The 19106-nt window shown below is 65.9% G+C and carries 12 protein-coding genes; 2 read left to right on the top strand and 10 right to left on the bottom strand.

The window, feature by feature from the left end:
• Positions 1–12: 12 nt before the first annotated feature.
• The 4 genes from PQG80_RS05790 to PQG80_RS05775 all read right to left on the bottom strand — a co-directional run bounded on the left by PQG80_RS05790 (position 13) and on the right by PQG80_RS05775 (position 8545).
• Positions 13–675 (bottom strand): glycosyltransferase family 2 protein, encoded by a 663-nt coding sequence (locus tag PQG80_RS05790; protein WP_271750271.1) that lies wholly within the window; start codon positions 673–675, stop codon positions 13–15.
• On the bottom strand, positions 641–1864 hold the full coding sequence (locus PQG80_RS05785; protein WP_271750270.1) for a hypothetical protein: 1224 nt from the start codon (positions 1862–1864) through the stop codon (positions 641–643). The genes PQG80_RS05790 and PQG80_RS05785 overlap by 35 nt, the downstream gene beginning before the upstream one ends.
• The gene (locus PQG80_RS05780) at positions 1861–2796 is read right to left on the bottom strand and encodes a glycosyltransferase family 2 protein (protein ID WP_271750269.1); all 936 of its coding nucleotides are present in this window, start codon (positions 2794–2796) and stop codon (positions 1861–1863) included. Before PQG80_RS05780 ends, PQG80_RS05785 begins: the two co-directional genes overlap by 4 nt.
• A gap of 178 nt (positions 2797–2974) precedes the next feature.
• Positions 2975–8545: a WIAG-tail domain gene (locus tag PQG80_RS05775; protein ID WP_271750268.1), complete on the bottom strand. Its 5571-nt coding sequence runs from the start codon at positions 8543–8545 to the stop codon at positions 2975–2977.
• A gap of 219 nt (positions 8546–8764) precedes the next feature.
• Between PQG80_RS05775 and PQG80_RS05770 the strand changes: the two genes are divergently transcribed.
• Complete coding sequence (locus tag PQG80_RS05770) at positions 8765–10114, top strand: Nramp family divalent metal transporter (RefSeq protein WP_271750267.1); 1350 nt, start codon at positions 8765–8767, stop codon at positions 10112–10114.
• A gap of 40 nt (positions 10115–10154) precedes the next feature.
• On the opposite strand, the gene PQG80_RS05765 is transcribed toward PQG80_RS05770, so the two are convergent.
• Entirely contained in the window at positions 10155–11315 is a 1161-nt protein-coding gene (locus tag PQG80_RS05765) for a glycosyltransferase family 4 protein (protein WP_271750266.1), read from the bottom strand.
• Between the two features lie 241 nt (positions 11316–11556).
• Between PQG80_RS05765 and asd the strand changes: the two genes are divergently transcribed.
• Entirely contained in the window at positions 11557–12369 is an 813-nt protein-coding gene (gene asd / locus PQG80_RS05760) for an archaetidylserine decarboxylase (protein ID WP_271750265.1), read from the top strand.
• A 74-nt stretch (positions 12370–12443) separates the two neighbouring features.
• Here asd and PQG80_RS05755 read toward each other — a convergent pair whose 3' ends face one another.
• The 5 genes from PQG80_RS05755 to PQG80_RS05735 form a co-directional block, all read right to left on the bottom strand.
• Positions 12444–13775 (bottom strand): extracellular solute-binding protein, encoded by a 1332-nt coding sequence (locus PQG80_RS05755; RefSeq protein ID WP_271750264.1) that lies wholly within the window; start codon positions 13773–13775, stop codon positions 12444–12446.
• Positions 13772–15430: a helix-turn-helix domain-containing protein gene (locus tag PQG80_RS05750; RefSeq protein WP_271750263.1), complete on the bottom strand. Its 1659-nt coding sequence runs from the start codon at positions 15428–15430 to the stop codon at positions 13772–13774. The genes PQG80_RS05755 and PQG80_RS05750 overlap by 4 nt, the downstream gene beginning before the upstream one ends.
• Positions 15420–17246, bottom strand: a complete 1827-nt coding sequence (locus tag PQG80_RS05745; protein WP_271750262.1) for a cache domain-containing sensor histidine kinase — start codon at positions 17244–17246, stop codon at positions 15420–15422. Before PQG80_RS05745 ends, PQG80_RS05750 begins: the two co-directional genes overlap by 11 nt.
• 111 nt (positions 17247–17357) lie before the next feature.
• Positions 17358–18185: a carbohydrate ABC transporter permease gene (locus PQG80_RS05740; protein WP_271750261.1), complete on the bottom strand. Its 828-nt coding sequence runs from the start codon at positions 18183–18185 to the stop codon at positions 17358–17360.
• 12 nt (positions 18186–18197) lie between these two features.
• Positions 18198–19094, bottom strand: a complete 897-nt coding sequence (locus PQG80_RS05735) for a carbohydrate ABC transporter permease (RefSeq protein WP_271750260.1) — start codon at positions 19092–19094, stop codon at positions 18198–18200.
• Between the last annotated feature and the right edge of the window lie 12 nt (positions 19095–19106).

Here is a 19106-nt window from a genome sequence, read left to right as displayed (position 1 = left end):
GCCACCCCTCCTTCATATTAAGGCGAGCGAATCCAGACTCCATTTCTCGGCAAACGTCTGCCGGTCGAGCGCCTCCTCGCCGGGACGGGCGTCCCCTCGCGCATGGCTCGGCGTGCCCGAGCGACGAACGATCCGCGTCTCCGTCAGCCTCGGTTCGCAGCCGTACAGCCGCGCGCGCAGCGCGTAATCGGCGAATGCCCAGGCGATGCTGCGGTAGCGGGGGTCGAGCAAGCCGATCCGATCGATCGCCCGTCTGCGCACAGCGATACAAGCCTCTCCGATCCGCGCCTCCGCCGGGGTCTTGGAATCGCGGCCATCGCCATCCCCAGGATCCGGCATCCATGCCAAGCCGCCGCGGTTGCCCGCGCCCAGCGCCTCGTTCAAGGCGGCCAACCAGCCGGGGAGTACGAGCCATTCCTCCCCCAGCACGACGATCCGGTCCGACGTCGCGAGCCGCATCCCCTTATTGCAGGCTTCGACCACGCCAATCTCGGCAGACAGGGCGATACAGGCGATCCCGTCGCGGCCGCACCAGACCGCCGTATCCGGCGTACGGCCCACCGCTACCGCGATCACTTCCACAGGACCGTCCGCATCGGCGCGTACCGCGTTCACGCAATCGCGAAGCCCGGCGGATCCGTTATAGCTGGGGATGACGACCGTCGTCCGATCCATCTCCTCCGCCTCCGATCGCTTGCCGATTGCGCTTATGATCGGGGAATCCGAGCCTCGCGCCTCGCGCCGACAGACAATCCAGCCATGCGGCCGTATGATAGTCGGCGGCGGATGACGGCGAATCCCGTTCTCCGGAAAAAGGGACGTCATCGCATACCGCGACGCGAAGGCCCGAAGCAAGCAATGACGCCTGCGCCCTAGCCGGCATCTCGAGCGCTTCCGGCCCGATCGCGTCGAGCGCCCGCCGCGACAAGGCGAAGGGAACGCCGCCGACGGCGTTGGCGCGCAGCCCCGGTTTGCCGAGCGTGACATTAAGGAACTCCCGCAGCCACGAAGCCCCGCCGCGGCGGTCGAACGTGCCCTCTTGGGCCGTCCTGTCGCTCAAGACCGCGTCCGCGCCGGCATCGGCTTCGACGAGGAGCAAGCCGAGCAGCCTCGCAGGGCAAGGCTCCGCGCCGTCCGCGAACAGCACCGTGTCGGCGCCCGTCAGCCTGGCGCCGGCAGCCCGCGCCGCATGGGGGCTTGCGTAGCCGTCCGGCGAACCCACGGTCACGATCCGGGGGTGCGACAGCAGCTCCGCCTGCATCGGCAGCGCGTCCGGGCCGAGCACGACGACGATCTCGACGAGGGGAAGACGCTCCAGCTCGGCCAGCACCGCGCGGAGCCGCTGGGCGTCCGCGCCCGCATAGACGACGGCCGACGCCGTGCCCTTCAGGGGGAGGAGCTCCCCTGGCACCTCCATCCCGCTGCCTTGCCGGATTCCCGCCGCATAGGCCGAGCCGTCCCGGCACAGCCGCTTCCGCTCCGCCCTCGATGCGGATGCGAGGCTGCCATGCGCTTTTTCCGTCCATGCGCGCTGCGCGTACGGCCATAGCTCCTCGGCCGTTCCGGCCGGATGCGCCGCGCGCCATGCCGCGCCGTCCGCCGCGCCTTCGCGCTGCCAGCGAGCGGCCGCGCTGCCGGCGGCCTTCGCTGCGAATGCGCGGCTGATCCGGCCGGAAGCCGACTGCCGGTGCGTCCTGGCGGAACGCCGCTGTCTTCGGCCAGCGCCGGGGCGGGCGGCCAGCGGACGCCTGCTCCCCGTGCGACTGGCAGCGCGGCCGACCGTCCGGCCGCCCGCGGGAACCTTCCGGGGCCGCTTTCCTTTAAAAGACTTCTTCATGCTTCCGGCAGAGACTCCGTTTCTCATGCGCCGTCACCTCCAAGCGCTTCGGCGGCCGGCTTCGGCGGCCCGCTGCCATCGCGTTTCAGCCACCAGCCGATCGCCTCCAGATGATCGCCGATGATGAGCGGCTCCAGCGATCCGGTCCGCTCGCGCTTCGTCCGGGGCCTGTTGAGCGAGCCGACGTCGATATGCCGGACCCGCTTGATGTTCATGCCTGCGTGAATCGCCTTCGTCATCGCCAGCGGCGGCACGGCGAGCGCCTCCGCGCCGATCGCGGCCAGCGCGCGGCGGCTCATCGCGTGGGGCACGGCGGTCATCGACGCGCCCTCCAGATCCGGCCTGCCGAGCAGCGCGTTCAGCGCGTGCTTCGCCAGGATGACATTGTGCACGACCGGTCGCTTGCGCGGTCCCGAATAATCGTTCAGGGCGATATCCGTGCCGCGCTCGATCGCCTCGGTGAAATCCCGCAGCCGGGCTGCCGGTATAACCATATCCGCATCGACGAACAAGAGCGTATCTCCCGCCGCTTCGCGCGCCCCTACGGCCCGGCCGACGTCATGGCCGAGCGGGCGGTCGAACGCTAGCACGCGGGCGCCGCTCGCCTTGGCGATCGCGAGGGAGCCGTCGGTCGAGCCGTTGAGGACGGCGATGACCTCGGTGCGCGGATGGACGCGGTACGCCTCTCGGATGACGCGGGCAAGCGTCCGCTTCTCGTTCATCACCGGAATGATGACCGAGACCGCGGGCGGGCGCCAAGCCTCTTCTCCGCGGGCGCCTGTCCGGTCCGCGCCCTGGACGGCCCCCGGCTCCGCTGCCGCGGACGGTCGCCGCGCGGTTCTCCTCGCAGGCCGGGCGGACGCCCTGCCTTTGCCCGCGGGAAGGGCCCGCTTCCTGTGAGCGGGAGGCCGTGCGCGCCGCCGACGCGGGAATCTGTCGCTGCCGGTCCGATCCTTCATCGAATCCCCCCCTGTCAGGCAGCAGTGTACAGGACATCTTATGTGCAACGTGTCCATACGCAACGGCACTTGTACGAGAGGCAGGAGCCCGTACCACTCTTGGATGCAGGATCATGCGAAGCGCACCAAAGCCTCCGCCGCCGCCGCGAGGCGGAGCGAAGGCTCCAGGAAGATCGGTTCAGTTCGTTCCGGCGCCGACGGACATCCACTGGATGCGGCCGCTCGGCGCGGGGGATAGCCGCGTGCGGCAAACGTCGAACGTAGCGCCGGCCGCGGTCTTGTGCTTCAACGTGCATACGCAGCCCGGATGGTCCGCCATCGCGAATACGACATAGGCGTCGTCCGCGTAAGGCGCATCGAATGTCACCGATACCTCGATCCGGTCCTCGTTGCCGCCGAAGTCATAATTCGCGTGGCCGAACGCGAGCCCCACGCCCGGTACGGCGGCCGCGACGGCGAGCATCGGGAGCGCCGGCGCTTCTTGCTTGGTCTCCGCCGCCTGGGCCAACTGCTGCCGCGTTGTCTGGAGCGCGCCGCTCAGATCGGTGAGCAGGCCGCCGATCTCCGGCGCGAGCTTGTCGAAGGTCACGGCGCCGGCGGCGATGTGCGCGTTGTTCACGCTGTCGCTTTGCAGCTTATCCCCGCCGACTGCGCCCTCGGCCAGCTGCTCGCTGCCGACCGCGCCCGGCGCCAGCTTGCTCGCGTTCACGCTCCACTCGCCCAGCGCTTCCCGTTCCACGGCGCCTTCGCCAAGGTGGTAGGCCAGAATCGCGCCTTGGCGAATATGCCCCGAATCGACGCTGCTCTCGGCCAGCTTGCCGCCGTCCACGGATCTTTCCTCGATGTGCACGGTGCCGACGCTGCCCGCCGCCAGCTTATCGAACGTCACCGCGCTGTTCTCCAGTTGGTTCGTGCCGACCGCGAAAAACGCGAGCGCCGAGGATTGGACGCTGCCTGCCGCCAGCTTGTCGGAGGTGACGCTGCCTCCGGCCAGCGCCGTGGCGTCCACGCTGCCCGCGGCCAGCTTCGCGGATGTTACGCTGCCGTCGGCTAGCGCCGAGGCTTCCAAAACGCCGTCCGCGAGTTTGGCGAATGTCACGCTGCCGTCAGCAAGCGCAGACGCATCTACGCTGCCTGCCGCGAGCTTGTCGGACGTCACGCTGCCTTCCGCCAGCTTGCCGGACGTAACGCTCCTTTCGGCCAGCGCCGACGTATCCACGCTGCCTTCCGCCAGCTTGCTCGTCGTGACGCTGCCCTCGGCCAGAATCGACGCATCCACGCTGCCTTCCGCCAGCTTGCTCGTGGTGACGCTGCCCTCGGCCAGAATCGACACATCCACGCTGCCGACCGCCAGCTTGCCGGACGTCACGCTGCCTTCGGCCAGCGCCGACGTATCCACGCTGCCTTCCGCCAGCTTGCTCGCCGTCACGCTGCCATCGGCCAGCGCCGACGTATCCACGCTGCCTTCCGCCAGCTTGCTCGCCGTCACGCTGCCTTCGGCCAGGATCGACGCATCCACGCTGCCTAGCGCCAGCTTGCCGGACGTCACGCTGCCTTCGGCCAGCGCCGACGTATCCACGCTGCCTTCCGCCAGTTTGCTCGTCGTCACGCTGCCTTTCGCAAGCGCAGCCTTATTCACGCTGCCCGCCGCCAGCTTGCTCGACGTGATGCTTCCTTCGGCCAGCGCATCCGTCTCCACGCTTCTCGCCGCCAGCTTGCTCGCAATGACGCTGCCTTGAGCTAGCGCGTTCGTCTCCACGCTGCCGACCGCCAGCTTGCTTGCCGTCACGCTGCTCTCGGCGAGCGCTTCCGTCGCCACTACGCCGGCCGCCAGCTTGCCCGCGGTGACGCTGCCTTCGGCCAGCGCATCCGTACCTACGCTGCCTGCCGCCAGCTTGCTCGCCGTCACGCCGCCCTCGGCCAGGGCGTCCGTCTCTACGCTGCCCGCGGCCAGCTTGCTCGCGGTAACGCCGCCCTCGGCCAAGGCTTTCGCATCGACGCTGCCCGCCGCCAGTTTGCTTGCCGTCACGCTGTCGTCGACCAGCGCCGCCGTGCCCACGCTGCCCGCCGCCAGCTTGCTCGCGGTGATGCCGCCTTCGGCCAGCGCCTTCGTATCCACGCTGCCCGCCGCCAGCTTGCTCGCGGTGATGCCGCCCTCGGCCAGCGCCTTCGCATCCACGCTGCCTGCCGCCAGCTTGCTCGCGGTGACGCCGCCTTCAGCCAGCGCCTTCGCATCCACGCTGCCCGCCGCCAGCTTGCTCGCGGTGACGCTGCCTTCGGCCAGGACTTTGGCGTCTACGCTGTTCGCAGCCAGCTTGCCGAGCGTGACGCTGCCCCTGGCCAAAGCCGCCGAGCCGACGCTGCCCGCCGCCAACTTGACGGACGTCACGCTGCCTTCTGCCAGCGCTGCCGCGTCCACGCTCTCCGCGGCCAGCTTGCCTAGCGTGACGCTGCCCGCCGCGAGCGATGCGGAGCCGACGCTGCCCGCCGCCAGCTTGGCGGCCGTCACGCTGCCTTCGGCCAGCGCCGCTGCGTCCACGCTGTCCGCCGCGAGCTTGCCGAACGTGACGCTGCCCTTAGCCAGCGCAGCGGAACCTACGCTGCCCGCCGCCAGCTTGGCGGAGGTGACGCTGCCTTGCGCCAGCGCGGTCGCCTCCACGCTGCCGGCTGCAAGCTTCGGGCCGGTCACGCTCCCGTCCGTCAGAGCCGCCGTCTCCACGCTGCCCGCCGCCAGCTTGCCGAGCGTGACCGCGCCGTCCTTTAACTGCTCCGCTCCGACGGAGTCGGCCAGCAGTCTTCCCTGGCCGATCGGCGCGCCCGCAGCCGACAGTGCGGCCAGCAGATTCGGGTCGAGCTGCCCGGGACCGACGATGCCCGCCGCCAGATGCTCGCGGCCGACCGCGCCGTTCACGATATTAGAGGAGGAGACGCTGTCGTCCGCCAGCTTGTCGCCGGTTACCGAGCCTTCCGCCAGCTTCTCCGCGGTTACGATGCCGTCGGAGAGCTTCTCCGAGGTGACCGCCCCGACCGCCAGCTTCTCCGCCGTTACGGCATTGGAGCGAAGATGGTACGCGGTGACCGCAGCTTCCTCGATCCGCTCCGCGTCGATCCGGCTCTCCGCCAGCGCGGCGATCTTGAGCATGTCGGACGACAGGTGGCGCAGGGATACGGCGCCTCTGCCGAGATGGATCCCCTTCACGGCCTCCGGCTGCAGCTGGGCTTCGCCGACGCTCATCGCGTCCAGCTGCGCCCCGCCGACCGAATTCTGGGCCAGCGCTTCGCGCGTGACGCTGCCCGGGGCCAACTTATCGGAAGAGACCGATCCCGCGGCGATAGCCCCCGCGCTCACGCTGCCCGCCGTCAGATGACGGCCCTCCACCGCGCCCGGCGCCAGCTTCACGCCCGTCACGCTCGATTCGGCCAGCTTCTCCGTCGTCACCGAGCCCGCGACGAGCATCTCCGTCCCCACGCTGTCCTGCGTGAGATGATAGCCGGAGACGGCGCCCTCGGACAGCGCGGTCCCGGTGACTGCGCCATAGCGCAGCTGCTCGGCTCCGACCGAGTCCCTCGCCAGCTTGGCATTCCCCACGCTGCCTTCCGCCAGCTGCTCCGCGCCGACTGCGCCGGTCTGGATCGCTTCGGCCCGCACGCTGCCCGCGCTTAGATGCGCCTCGCCGATCGCGCCCTCCGCGAGCTCGCTTGGACCGATCGCTCCTTTGGCGATGGCCGTGCGTACGACGGCGCCAGGCGCGAGCTTCGCCGTCGTGACGCTGCCGTCCGCCAGCTTCGCGGCGGCCACCGACAGATCCGCGAGCTTCTCGCCCGTGACCGACTCCGGCGCCAGCTTAAGCGAAGTCACGGCATGGTCGTTCAGGTGCTGCGCCGAGATCGAATGTATGGCGAGCTGCTGCTCGCCGACCGCGCCGTGCGCCAGCTGGTCGCCGGTGACCGCATTGGCCCGGATGGACGCCGTGTCCACCGCTCCCGGCGCGAGCTGGTCGGCTCCGACGCTGCCCTTGGCAAGATGCTGAGCCCCGACGGCGCCGGGAGCGATATGCCGGCCATATACGGCCTCGTCCGCGAGCTTGCCGGCGCCGACGGCGCCATCCGCGATATGCGGGGCTTCGACGGCGCCCGCGGCCAATTGGTCCGACAGCACGGAGGCCGCTGCCAGATGCGCCGGACCGATGGCGCCTTCGGCGATCTTGTCGCCGGTCACGGCGCCGTCGGCCAGTTGGTCCGTTCCTACCGCGCCGCTCGCCAGACGGTCGGCGCCGACCGCGCCGGCGGCGATATGCCTGCCTTGCAGCGCGCCGCTCGCGACATGTTCGGACAGGATGAGACCCGCCTGCAGATGCTCGGAGCCGATCGCGCCCGCCGCGATTTTAGACCCGTTCACGGCGCTGTCGCGAATCTTGGCGGCGATCACGGCGCCGTCGGCCAGCTTCGCGGTGTCCACGCTCTCGTGCGACAGGTTTTCCGTCTGGACGGCGCCCCGCTTGATCTTGTCGGACGTGATCGACTGCTCCTGCAGCAGCTCCGACGTGATGACCGACAGCGACAGATGCTTCGCCTCGATCGAGCGTTCGGCCAGCTTGTCGCCGCTGATGATCCGGTCCGCCAATTTCTCCGACGTGATGCTGCCGTCCTTCAGCTTGTCGCCCGTTACGGACTTGTCGCGCAGCTTTTGGCCGGAGACGGCGTTTTTCGCCAGATGCTCGCCCGTGATCGTCTCCTGCGCGATCTTCTGCCCGCTGACCGAGCGGTCCGCGAGTTTGATCTGAGAGACGGCATAGTCGGCCAGCTGCGCCGTCGTCACCGCTTCGCTGTCGATATGCACGGAGCGAACGGCGCGCGGCGCGAGCTTGCTCTCGGCGACAGACGCGTCCGCGAGGTCGTCCGTATAGACGAGCGGCTTGGGCTTGCCGGGTACCCGCTGTTCGAGCAGCTTGCCGTAGCGGACCTCGCGGTCTTCGGTCGCGGATTGGGCGACATAGCCGGTGACGAAGGCATTCTGCTGCGCGGTTCCGGCCTCCGGATAACCGTCGCCGGACGCGGCAGAGTTCGTCGGCGCCGCAGGTCCCTCGGATACCGCGGGCCGAGAAGCTTCAATCGGTGCCTGCGGCGCCTGGGGCGGCACGAACGGCGGCGGCGTTGCCGAAGCGCTCGAAGAAGACGATGCGCCAGATGCTGCCCGCGTCGCGGACGGCGCTGGCGGAGCGCCCTCGGGGGCGAGCTCGGTTACCGATACGAATTCCTCCGGATGAAACGCCTGCCGGCTCTCATCCGACGTCGCGTAGAAGCCGTCCTGATCGGACGGGATCAGAGCGGACGGCATGGGAGCGGATGTCTTCGCGCCTTCGACTCTGGGCCGGAGTTTATTGTTGCGCCTTGCCCCCCCGTCGGCATCCCGCTTCAGATAAGGCTGAAAAGCCTCCTTTTTCGGGGCTGGGGCGGCGGATGGTGTGTGGGGAACGGCGACGGATGCCGGTGCCGGAACCGTAGTCGAGGCGGAATCATGGCCGCTTCCCGCCGATGCCGCAGGATCGGCTTGAGACGGCGGCGCCGCCGGACCCTCGGCCTTCGCGTTCTCTTGCAAAACCGCGGGGGCGCTATGCAGTCCGAGCTTATCTTGTTCGCCCGAACGGAGCTCTTCCACCCATGTCAATTCCTGCTGGTTGGGGTTATCTACAAAGTAAAGCGGCTTTCTCGTCTGCCGCTTTTTCTTCCCGGATTTGGACGTCTTCATGTGAGGCTCCTTCCCGAATGTGATCTGCCTCATACTATGCAGGCATCCGGGCGGTTGTCACGACGGCTTGCGCCGGCGCAAAAATCCGGTTTACTTTTTCGGGGATGGGGCGTATATTAGAACCTGACAGATGTTTTGCCCAAGGGCAACTTTATGTCCCATATGCCAAATTTATTACCTTATGCAGATTTATTATTTTATCATCAAGAGGTGATTATCATGAAAGACGAAGCAGCCTTGAACGCCCCGCCATCCGGCGGCTGGCGCCGCGAGGAGGGCATGGCGTCCCTCCCCGAAGTCCACCGGAGTCTTAAGATCCCGCACAAGGGCTCCATCATCCGCAAGTTCCTCGCCTTCGCCGGACCCGGCTACCTCGTCGCGGTCGGCTACATGGATCCGGGAAACTGGGCGACGGACCTCGCCGGCGGCTCCCAGTTCGGCTACGCGCTCCTCTCGGTCATCTTGCTGTCCAACCTAATGGCGATGGTGCTGCAGGCGCTCTCCGGCAAGCTCGGCATCGTCACCGGCAAGGATCTGGCGCAGGCATGCCGCGATCACTACAGCAAACCAGTAGGGGTCGGCCTGTGGGCGCTATGCGAGCTCGCGATCGCGGCATGCGACTTGGCCGAGGTCATCGGCGCGGCGATCGCGCTGAACCTGCTTTTCGGGATTCCGCTTCTTTACGGCGTTATTTTAACCGCATTCGACGTCCTTATCATTTTGTTTCTTCAGAATAAGGGCTTCCGGTACATCGAGGCCTTCGTCATCGCGCTGATCGTGCTTATCGGCGTTTGCTTCGGCATCGAGATGTTCCTGTCCCATCCTTCGGTGAGCGGCATCGCCAAGGGCTTCATCCCGAGCCCCGAGATCATATCCAATCCGACCATGCTCTACATCGGGATCGGCATTCTCGGCGCCACGGTCATGCCGCACAATCTATACCTGCATTCTTCGATCGTCCAGACCCGCGATTACGACCGGACGCCTTCGGGCAAGCGGCAGGCGATCAAGTATGCGACATGGGATTCGTCGATCGCCCTGTTCTTCGCCTTATTCATCAATGCGGCGATCCTGATCATCGCGGCTGCCGCATTCCATACGTCCGGACATTCGGGGGTAGCGGACATCGACGAAGCTTATCACCTGCTCGCGCCGCTGCTCGGTACGGCGGCCGCATCCGTCCTGTTCGGGGTCGCCTTGCTCGCTTCGGGCCAGAACTCCACACTGACCGGCACGCTGGCCGGACAGATCGTCATGGAGGGCTTCCTGAACATCCGGATGAAGCCCTGGCTCCGGCGCCTCATCACGCGCCTCATCGCGATCGTGCCCGCGGTCATCGTGACGGCGCTGTACGGGGAAAAGGGCACGATGGACCTGCTCATCCTGAGCCAAGTCATTCTATCCCTGCAGCTGTCGTTCGCGGTCGTGCCGCTCGTCAAGTTCACGTCGGACCGCGCCAAGATGGGCGAGTTCGCCAACCGCCCTTGGCTCAAGTGGCTCGCTTGGACGATCGCGGCCGTGATCATGGTGCTCAACGCTTACCTGTTGTTCCGCACGTTTTTCGGCTGACGCTTATGAAAAAAGAGCCCCCCGGGGCTCTTTTTTTATCCTAATCCCGCCTAAAGTTCCCTTCCGCCCCTGCCTCCAAGTCCAGCCGCAGCTCGGCCAGCCAGCGCTCCGCCGTATGTCGCCAGGTGAACATGCCCAGCACGCGCTCCCGGCCGTGCATACCCATCCGCTGTCTGAGGTCTTCGTCCTCCAGCAGCAGCGAGATTCGCTCCGGCAATTCCGTCGCCATCCGCCGCGGATCGACCAGATAGCCCGTGGCGCCGTCCTCCACGATCTCGGTTATCCCGCCGACGCGGCAGGCCACGACGGGCAGACCGGAGGCCATGGCTTCCACGTTGACGAGGCCGAACGCTTCGCGGCGCACCGACGGCACGACGGCCACGTCGGCCATGCCGAACCAGGCCGGCATTTGCGTGTGCGGGACGTAAGGCTCGAAGTGCACGTGCCGCCGCCAGGGCCTCGCCATGCGCCGCAGCTTCCGCGAGTAGGCCGACGTCCGGCTCGAACCGTAGAAGGGGGCGCCCACGACGACCACCAGCACGTCCGGATGGCGGCGTACCAGCTGCGGCAGGGCGGCGAGCAGGTGATGGACGCCTTTTAGAGGGATCAGCCGCCCTGCGAACAGCACGATCCGACGGCGCTGCCATCCGCGTTCGCGGCGCATAGCCTCCCGCGCGCCCGTGCCGCCGAACCAGGACGGATCGACGCCCGGATAGACGACGCCGAGCTTTGGCGCGGACCGCGGATCCCTTTTCTCCACGTCGTTCTTCAGGAAAAAGCTGTTCACGAGAACGCGGTCTGCGGCCCCGAGGCAGGCGCGCAGCTCCTTGGGCGAGATCGCCGGGCGGGAAATAAACGTATTCGAGTGCAGATGCAGCCAGACGCGCGCCTCGGGGAATCTTTGCTTGAGCAGCGGGACGAGGCGCGGACGGTTCTCCACCTCGATCAGCTGCGGACGGTAGATTCGCAGTCCCGCGACGACGCCCGCGAGATAAGACCGCTTGCGGGAAGCCCGGACGCGCTCGCACCGCGCGCCGTGCAGCATGCCCCGCCGGGGCAATCCCCGCGCGGTCCGCCCGTAGATGCGCACCTCGAGACTGCCCGCCAGCAACGGCACGAAGTTCTCTACGACGCGCTCCACGGAGCCTCCCCGCGGCGCGGGAACCGGGTAGGCGCCGGGCGTTACGAATGCGGCTCTCATGGGATCACGCCCCTCGTCCATTATTACCGACAGCATACGTGCGGCGGCTATCACTGGACACGGCTAGTACCCGCGGCTGCGGGAATGTAGCCGGTTCGGACAGGCGCCCTTGCCGTCCGACGCTGCCGCGACAGGCGTCAAGTTGAAGTTTGGGCAGCGATATGTCACACTAAGGGACGACTGCGCTCTTACGGAGCGAGGCGATACCATGTAATTTACGAGGCAAAGGAGTGGCCGCACGATGAACCGTTGGCTGCTGCGCGCCATGACGGAGCTGTCTTCGCGCAAATTTATATCCCGCATGACGGGGAGCTTCGCCAAGTCGCCGCTGAGCCGGCGCCTGATTCCCCGATTCGCGGCGCTATACCGGATTCCGATCGAAGAGGCGGAGAAGCCGCTGGCCGAATACGGCTCGTTGAACGAATTTTTTACCCGACGCCTCCTCCCGGGCAGCCGTGCCATCGATCCGGCGCCGGACGCGCTGGTGAGCCCCGTCGACGCGCGCATCGCCGCCTGCGGGCCGATCGAGAACGGGCTGCTCTTGCAGGTCAAGGGACAGGACTATTCGCTGGACGAGCTGCTCAACCGGTCGCCTCGCGCGGGACAGTACCGCGGAGGCTATTACTGGGTGCTGTACCTGAGTCCGACCGACTATCACCGGATCCACGCCCCCTGCGGCGGAGAGATCGTCGAGACCGAGCATATCCCCGGCCGGGTCTATCCCGTGAACGAGCGGGGACTCACCTTGATGCGGCGGGTTCTCTCGCGCAACGAGCGGCTGATCACTTATGTGCGCCACGGCAGCGGAGAGATCGCGGTCGTGAAGGTCGGCGCCCTCAACGTCAGCAGCATCAAGTACGCGGAGCCGCTCCCTCGCATGCTGGAGCGCGGCCAGGAGCTCGCGTACTTCGAGTTCGGGTCCACCGTTGTGCTGCTGACGGAGGACGACACGCTCCTGCCGCTGCCCGGCTTTCAGGCGGGCGACAGCGTCCGCGTCGGACAGCTGCTCGGCACGCTGGTTGCCGACCGGCCCGGGCTTCTGAAGGAAGACTGAACCCAACCCATACTTTGAAAAACAGGCTCCCCGCCATGCCGGGGAGCCTTGTTGGCATCTACGTCTTACGGGTATCAAGGACCGGCGAGTATCGCATCGATCTTCGCCGCGCTCTCCCGGAGCGCTCCGGCCGCGTCCTGCTCGCCGACGAGCACCCGGGTAACCATGCGGGAGAAGACGTCGTCCACCTCGTCCCACTCGGGGACGGGCGGGCGAGGCTCCGCGCGCGCGAGCTGGTCCAGGTAGACGCGGTACACGGGCTTCAGTTTGTTCCGGTCGAAGTCGCGGATCGATGGGATGAGCCCGGTCTCGGCCATCATCTCCTGGACGGGCTCCGACACCATGAATTTCATGAACGTCCACGCCGCGTCCGGATGCCGCGAGCCCTTGAAGAGCACCAGATTTTCGCCGCCGATGATCGAGGTGCCCTCTCTCGCGTCCGAAGGGAACAACGCTGTCGTCATGTCTGCGAGCCGCGCAGCGTTGGACCCGTTAACGTTCGACGTGAAAAACCAGTGCGCCTCGTCGATCATCATAATCTTGCCGTCGAACAGCCCGTCCCAACCTCCCGGTTCGCCGCCGACGACCGAAGGGCTGATCAATCCTTCGTCGTACCAGCCTTTCAGCTTTTCCATGGCCTTCACGCTGCGTTCGCCGTCCAGATAACCGCTGGCGCGTTCGTTGTCCGGACCGAGCAGCTCTCCGCCCAGCGTCCGGAAGTACGGTAGCATTCCCCATGTACTGGAGCAGCATACGCTCACGCCGTATAGTCCCTCGTCCTTCGCCTTGAGCCTGCGCGACGCGGCGATCAGCTGATCGAACGTCTCCGGCGGAGCGTCCAGTCCGGCTTCGGCGAGGAGACGCTTGTCGTAGATGGGTACCATCGTCGTCGCGTCCAGCGGGATGCCGTAATAACGCCCCTCGTAAAGGTTGGTCTGAATGAGCGCGCCAGTGAAGCGGTGCTCGTAATCGGCGAAGTCGGGCATGACCGACAGATCGGTCAGCGCGCCGCTCCGCGCGAACTGGGGCACCCAGATGATGTCCATGCGCATGACGTCCGGCTGCTTGTCGTCGGCGACCGCCGCGACGATATTGTCATTGAGCTGCGACGTATAATTTTGACGTACCGCACGGACGGCGATATCCGGATGCTGCTTCTCGAACATCGGCAGCACGCGCGCCTCGAACACCTTGGTCTCTACGTCGCTGTACGTGTGCCAGTAAGTCAACTCAATCGCCGCGCCGGACGCGGACCTCCCTTGCGTATCGGCGGGATCCGGCGCCAGCGAATAAGAAGCGCAAGCGGCCGTCAGGCATGCGGCGAGCGCCGGCGCGAGTAGAGAAGCGAGCCGACGAAGCCGTAGGCGAAGATATGGGGAGCGGAGATGCGGAGGGCGGAACGTCATGCGCCTTCGCCCCCTTGCTGCGCGCGGCTGCGGTACTCGGCGGGCGTGCAGCCCGCTTCGCGCTTGAACATTTTAAGAAAGTGCTTGGCGCTGTTGAACCCGCACTGCGTCCCGATATCGTGCACCTTCAGCGTCGTCCCCTCCAGCAGATGGCGGGCGTAGTTCACCCGCAGCCGGATGACGTAATCGATAAAGTTAAGCCCTGTACGGCGCTTGAATTGTTCGCTAAAGTAGTTGCGGCTCATATGGACGCTGTCCGCCACCTCCCGCAGCGTGATCTCCGAGCGGAAATGCTCCCTGATATACGTCACGGCCGTCTGGATCGCTCGGGCGCTCCCTGAGTCCTCCATCGGCGGAGCGAGCGGAAGCGCGTCCTGCAGCTCGCGTCCCTGGCGGAATCTCTCCTGCACCTCGGCGATGACCTCGGCGAGCGAACCTGCGCGCAATAGGCGTTCGTAATCGCCCATGAACTGCTCGAGCCGCTCCTCCGCGCGAAGATGGGGACTCGCGGACTGCAGACGCAGCAGGACGTCGCACGCCGCTTTGCGGATCTCGGCCGGCGGCAGCTTCCGGGTCAGCCACAGGTCGAATAGCTGCTGGAGCGTACGCTCGCAGGCGGCATCGTCCGCGTCCGCGAGCCGGCGCGAGAGCGTCTCCCGCAGCGCGGCCGTCCGGTCTCTCGCCTCCCCGGCGGCGGCATCCGCGCCGGGCTTGCCCGTTAGGGTTCCTTCGTAGCAGTGTCCCGCGCCTTGGAAGAACGCGTCTTCAAGCGCGTTCCGCGCCCACCCGTACGCGTCCCTCACCCGGTCCAGCCGGTGAAACGGCGGTCCGGTGCCCGCGGTGAACACGGCTCGGCTGCCCGTAGCGCCGGCCTTCCCTGCGCCGGATCCGTCGCCCTCCGCGTCCCTGACGTCAACCATGCCGCACAACGCGGCAAACGCCTCTCTCACCCGGCGGACAACGGAGACGCCGTCTCCCGGGCGCTCTGCGAGCAGGAGGCTGAGCTCGCGTTCCCCGCTGGCGCACACGATCCCATCCGGCAAGAGCGCTGTCAGCAGCTCGGCCTGGCGCTCGATGCCGGACGCGGCGAGCGAGCCTTCCTCTGCGCGCCAGACGGAGAGCCGGTACGGTCCCGGCAGCTCGCGCTCCAGCGCGGCCAGATCCGCCGGCTGTCCGGCCAGGCAGCGGTGGAGCTCCGTCTCGAAGCCGTGCCGCGTCCTCGACCGCTCCTCCCGGTCGAAGGAAGCGGACCGCTCCGCGAGCGCCCTCTCCTCGTCCAGCTTGGCGCGGCATACGCCGAGCAGGCGCGTCACGTCCTCCGGCTCCATCGTCGGCTTGAGGAGGTAGTCGACGACGGCCTCCAGCCGGACCGCTTCCCTGGCGTATTCGAAGTCGCTGTAGCTGCTGATCAGGATCGCCTTGAGATGAGGCCTGCGCTGCCTGGAGAGCCGGATCAGCTCCAGTCCGTCCATCCGCGGCATCTTGATATCGGTGATCAGCACGTCGATCTCGCGTTCGCCGACGAGCGCCAACGCGGCCTCGCCGTTGCCCGCTTCGCCGGCCAGTTCTATGCCCGCTCCGCTCCAGTCTACGGTCGAGGCCAGACCGTACCGGATGATCGGCTCGTCGTCCACGATCAAGGCTCTATAACGCATCGTCCTTCATCTCCTCCCGCGGCGCCAATATCAACTCGACGACGGTCCCCCGGCCGGCCTCGCTCCGGATCGACAGACCGCTGATCCCGCCATAATACAGCCCGATCGTCTCGCGCACATGCTGAAGCCCGATGCCGAGCATGCCCGGCCTGCCGGGATCGCGATCCGCGCGGGGCAGCGACTCCAGGAGCTCGGCCGGCATCCCGGCGCCGTCGTCTGCGATCGCGATCGCGACGGAAGGCGGCAGATCGCGCCTGCGTACGGTCAGCCGCACCGTGCCCCGGCCATCGCGCGGCGCCAGCCCGTGGAAGATCGCGTTCTCCACGATCGGCTGCAGCAGCAGGCGCGGAATGCGGAAGTCAAGCGCCTCCTCGTCCGCATCGACCTCGAGCGCGATCCCTTCTCCATACCGAAGACGCTGTATGACCATATATTTGCGCAGCAGCGCCAGCTCTTCTCCGATCGTCGTGAAGACGCTCGACTTGCCCATGCTCGATTCCATGAGCTCGACGAGGGCCGCGATGCCCGCATAGGCGCCTTCGCCATTGCCCAGCTTGATCATCCAGCGGATCGAGGACAGCGTGTTGTACAAAAAGTGCGGGTTGATCTGGTGCCTCAGCGCGCGAATCTCCGCTTCTCTTTTTTTCGCGCCGGCCTCGTCCACCTCCGCGATCAGACTCTCGATCTGCTGCGCCATCTGGTTGAACCGCAGGCTCAGCCGTCCGATCTCGTCCCGCGAGGCGATGCGCGAGCGCGCCTTGAAGTTGCTGGCCTCGAGCGACTTCATCTGGCGCGTCAGCTCCTGGAGCGGCCGCGTGATCCGCATCGAGAACAGGAGGCCGACCAGCAGCGCGAGCAGCAGGAACAGCGCGGTATACATCGTGATCTTGCGCTGCAGCGATACGATGTCCCCGACGATCTCGCGGACGGGCACCTGGCCGACCAGCTTCCAGCCGTTCGCCATGGGGACGGATACGACATAGAAGCTCTCTCCGCCCACCTTCGCCTGATATTCCAGGGCTTCGTCTCGCTGCGCGGCGATCGTCCGCGCGAGCGCGCCGTCCGCGAGCAGGCGCCCCCACTCCGCGGCTTCCGGTCCGATCATGACCCGGCCATCCGCGTCCACTACGCGCCAGGCGCCGGTCTTGCCGAGCTGGATGCGCTGCGCGGCGTCCTGGAGCAGCTGGCCGTCCAGATTAACGAGGATGACGCCTGCGATCTCTTTGGTCTTGAGGTCGCGGAACGCATCGACCAGCGTCAGCACCAGGTCCGTGTCGTCTCCGCCGCCGCTGAACGGGTCGTACCCGAGCGGCAGCCAGAATTCATTGGCCGTTCCTCCGACGGCTGTGCTGTACCAGTCGTGACCGGATAGCGTATACCGCTTCACCTTGGAGGGATTGAACATGCCGCTGCCCCAGCTCTCCCCGTTTTCCCGCAGAATATAGATGCCCCGGACGAAGGAGCTTGAATAGATCGTGTTGTTGAGCGTCTGCCCGATCGAATCCTTGATCTCGAACCGGTCGTCGACGGACAGGCTGCCCTCCTTTTCGCGGTTCAGCGCCTCCTGCAGCCGGTTGTTGCGAAAGATCTGCTGGCCCATGTCCGTTCCGACGGTGAGCATGAGGGACAGGTAGTCGGCGGTCTGCTGCGCCCCCTGCTTTGTGGAAGCCCTTACATGATTGCCGATGATGGAGACCGAGGAGCCGTAATACATCGTGCTGATCAGGGTGGCGGACAGCAGAATCAGGCTAAGCACCATCGCGACCAGCTTCGTCGATACCCGCTCGAACAGCAATCCCCTCAGCCATTTGATCATAGACGCTCCCCGTCCCGGCACGCGAGGCCTAGTTCCTAGTTATCGTTATTATAGCACGGGCGTTCCGCAGCGCGGCAGGAGCTTTCGCCGATCGTCGAAGCTTCGCCTAAGCTAATTTTTAATGCTCCCGTCCGACAGGTTGGCCTGTACGAATTGCTTCTGGAAGACGAGGAATACGATGATCGTCGGTATCAGCGCGATGATCGACGCGGCGAAGAACAGGCCGTAGAACGAGACGTATTGCCCGCGGAAAAGCTGCAGCGCGACCGGCAGCGTCCGGTGCGCCTCCGACTTCATGACCGTGAGCGCCACGACGAATTCGTCCCACGTGCCCTGGAACGAAAAAATCGCGAGCGTGCCGAGCGCCGGCAGCGACAACGGGATATAGATCGAACGGAAGATCGTGAACCGGCCGCCGCCGTCGATGACGATGGACTCCTCCAGCTCGCGCGGAATGCGCTCGAAAAATCCCCGCAGGAAAAACGTGCTGCCGACGAGTCCCGAACCGACGTACAGCAGAATCAAGCCGGGAAAGCGGTCCACCAGATGGAGCGCCTTCAAGATCGTGAACTGCGGAATAATATTGATGATCGCCGGCACGAACAGCGTGAAGACGAACAATCGGAACAGCAGCTCCTTGCCGGGAAACGGAAACCGGGCGAAGGCATAAGCCATGCAGGACGATAAGGCCAATGAAAACAGCATCGTGGCGCCCGTCACGAGCAGACTGTTCATGAAATAAAGCTGGAAGTGGTTTTTGCCCCAAGCCTGCGCGAAGTTGTCCAGCGACTTCGTGTCCGTCATCAGCTTGTGGGGACTCGGCAGGCTGTAATTGTCTGTCGTCAGCGACGTCAAGATCATATAAACGAACGGGCCGACGACGACGGCGATCCCGGCGACGAGCAGCAGGTGGATCAGCGTCGTTTTGAGGTTTTTCATCGCGGCATCCCCCTAATATTCGATCCGATCGCGGCCGATCGAACGCTGCTGCGTGTAGGTCAGCGCGAATATAAACACCCCGAGGCATACGCTTATCGCGGAGGCATAGCCGAAGTCGAAGTACTGGAATGCCTGCTTGTACAGGTACGTATTAAGCAGCTGCGTCGTGTCCATCGGTCCCCCCTGCGTAATCGCGTACACCTGTATAAAGGCCTGGATCGCGCCGTTGATCAGGTTAATCAAGACATAAGCGGTCAATGGCCGGACGAGCGGCAGCGTGATTTGCAGGAACGTCGTTGCCGGCTTCGCCCCGTCGATCTCGGCGGCCTCGTAGAGCGATTGCGGAATGGACTGGAGCGCCGCCAGATAGAGCACCATGACCCAGCCGACGCCTTTCCAGATGCTGACGAGCCAGATTACGAGATTAGCTGACCAGGTATTCTGCAGCCAGCCGATCGGCTCGCCGATCAGATGCAGCATATCGACGAGCAAGTAGTTAATAAAGCCCTCATGACCGTCCGCGAACAAAAATCGAAATAGATACGATACGACGATCCATGAGCTGATGACCGGGATATAGTATACGAGGCGCCATACGACCTTCAGGCGCACCGTTTTGACCTGGATCAGCAGCGCCAGCATGACGCCGACGATCCACTGGCCGGGCACCGTCACGAGCGCGAGCAGGATCGAGTTGCGAAGAGCCGTGCCGATCATCGGATCGCCGAATACGCGCCCGAAGTTGCCGAAGCCCGCGGCCTCGCTTGTGTCGGGCTTGATGACGTTGTAGTGGAAGAAGCTAATATACATCCCTTTTACCATCGGATACAGCACGAAGGCGATCGTCAGCGCGAAGCCTACCGCGAGGTAGGGCGATACTTGGGCGTACTGATTCAGCGCTCTGCGCATGGCATGACTTCC

The organism is Cohnella rhizoplanae, assembly GCF_948329515.1.
Lineage (GTDB): Bacteria > Bacillota > Bacilli > Paenibacillales > Paenibacillaceae > Cohnella > Cohnella rhizoplanae.
This window is presented reverse-complemented; position numbering and strand designations above follow the sequence as displayed.